This is a genomic window from Polynucleobacter sp. (genome assembly GCF_044342855.1).
Taxonomy (GTDB): Bacteria; Pseudomonadota; Gammaproteobacteria; order Burkholderiales; family Burkholderiaceae; genus Polynucleobacter.
This window is the reverse complement of the sequence record NZ_JBIIPA010000051.1, coordinates 1-2,502: the sequence shown is the minus strand read 5'-3', so window position 1 is coordinate 2,502 and position 2,502 is coordinate 1. Positions and strand designations below refer to the sequence as shown.

Annotated in this window: 1 protein-coding gene; it reads left to right on the top strand. The window is 46.9% G+C overall.

The genetic code is table 11. The annotated features are described in order from the left end of the window. Positions 1–2,502: hypothetical protein (locus ACIQZ3_RS10510; RefSeq protein ID WP_397392912.1), on the top strand; the 2,502-nt coding region annotated here is incomplete at both ends.

Here is a 2,502-nt window from a genome sequence, read left to right as displayed (position 1 = left end):
ATTACTTTGGCGATCGATAGCGGTTCATCAGCAAGCGATGGCATTACCAATAACCCCGTAGTGAACGTGAGCGGTTTAGAAGCAGGCGCTACTTGGCAGTATCAAGTGAATGGTGGCGCTTGGACTGATGGTACTGGCACAAGCTTTAACCTGAGCACTGGCTCAAGCACCTATAGCGTGCGTCAGATTGATGTGGCAGGTAATACTTCTGCAGTAAGCGCAGCTAAAACCTTTGTATTTGATAACGTAGCAATAGCACCAACCATTACTTTGGCGATCGATAGCGGTTCATCAGCAAGCGATGGCATTACCAATAACCCCGTAGTGAACGTGAGCGGTTTAGAAGCAGGCGCTACTTGGCAGTATCAAGTGAATGGTGGGGCTTGGGTTGTTGGTGCCGGAACATTCTTTTTATTAAAGGGGGGTAGTCATACATATGCGGTGCGTCAGGTTGATTTTGCTGGTAACCCTAGCTTAATTAGTAGTGCAGTTACTTATATTTACGATTCTTCTCCCCCAACCGCAAGCTTTATCTTGCCCGATAGGCTTACTAACACCAGCACTGTTAGTGATCAAAGAAATCCTAGTGTTTCCGCATTGTCAAATGGCGGGTATATCGTGGTTTGGGAGAGTCTTGCGCAGGATAATAATTATGGCGATTATGGTATCTACGCTCAGAAATACGATGCCAGCGGCGCCAAATCGGGCGGAGAATTTTTGGTCAACTTGTCTACCGCTAAGGATCAAAGAAATCCTACCGTAATGGGGTTGTCCAACGGCGATATCTTATTCATGTGGCAAAGTACACATCAAAATGCTGGCGATATTTTTATGAAGCGCATTAGCTCAACGGGATCCGAGCTCAGCGGTGAAGTGCGTGTTAATACCATAACTGCTAATGAGCAATCAGGGCCGCAGATGGTTGCTTTAAAAAATGGTACTTATGTTGCGTTATGGAATACCTACAATTACGCTTCACCATCAGACCCTGATTTTGGTATTGCAGCGCAACGTTATGATGCTTGGTTCAATAAAATTGGCACCGAGTTTAAGGTTAATACGCAAACAGCAGGCCGTCAAATTTCACCTGCAGTCACAACAGCTCTGGATTCGGGTGGATTTTTGGCAGTTTGGCAAACTAGTGCTGACACCGGCTCGACTGGATACAACATTGCGGCCCGAGTTTATGATTCGAAAGGGGTAGCTGCTAATCCGGAGTTTCAGATTAATGCAGCAGTCAATGTGGTTGGTGGTGGCTCTGCGGTGCTACCTCAATTAACGCAATTGGCTGGCGGTGATATCGTTGTTGTCTGGCAAAGCAATCAAGCGGATGATTCCGATATTTATGCGAGGGTACTGACTTCGAGCGGTGCGCCTAAGGGTGAGGAGTTTAGGGTAAATGCTTCCGCAAACGACCTCCAATCGGCACCAACGATTCAAACATTATCTGATGGTGGCTTTATAGTTGTTTGGGTTGGAAGCTCAAGTTCAACAGGGGATGCCGATATTTTTGCACGACGTTTTGATGCTTCTGGACAGGCTCTTGGGTCAGAAATTCATATTAATGGCGCTGGTTTTGGAATCGAAAACCGCCCAGCAGCAGCGTTACTGAAAAATGGGGATCTTGTAATTAGTTGGGATACCTCGACTGATGGCGGTGTAACGTCTAGTGTCTACCATAAGATGTATGATTCTTTGGGTCGCGAGCTTTTATCGAGCGGCATCAATGGCGGTGCGCCAGTTTCCTTGGTTGGGCAAGCGTCCCTTCAGGATGATTTTGATGGACTGTCCTCCATGTTGATTAGCATTAGCGCTGGGTATGTGGCTGGCCAGGATATTTTGCTGTTTAGGGGAAAGAGCTTTGGGGATATTTCCCTTGAGTATGGAATTTCCGTTGAGTGGCTCGGGGCTTCTGGACAGCTTAAGCTGTCCAGTCTTAGCGCTAAGCTTGGGGCTTATCAGAGTTTGTTAACCCTTTTGCAATACGATAATTTGCAGGATGCATCCGCGACTTCTGGTGATCGAATTATTTCAGCGAAAATGGTCGATGTTGCAGGTAATAATTCCGGGGATATTGATGTGGCAATTGTTCGCGTTTCCGGCTCAGTTGCTCCCACCACCGCGACCTTAACATTACTCGCCACCGTCGATAGCACCCCCGTCACCCATAAGATCACCCCCACCCCCACCATCGGTACAGACTCTCACTATGACATCGCACTCATGACGGGGTCTGATCAAACAATCAGCTTAGGACAGTTATCCTCAGTAGAAAAGATTGATCTCACCGGTATAGGAGCAAACAAACTCACAGTCGCTCTAGCGGACGTTCTTCAAATCACCACAGGCAATACCGCATTACAAAATGCCAATATTGCGCTCAAGGTAGTAGGAGATCTTGGTGACGCCGTTGATCTAGTGAACTCAGCCAATGATCACTGGTCAAAAACAGGCCAAATCACCAATGCTGGAGAAGTCTTTAATGTTTATCACAATGATGCT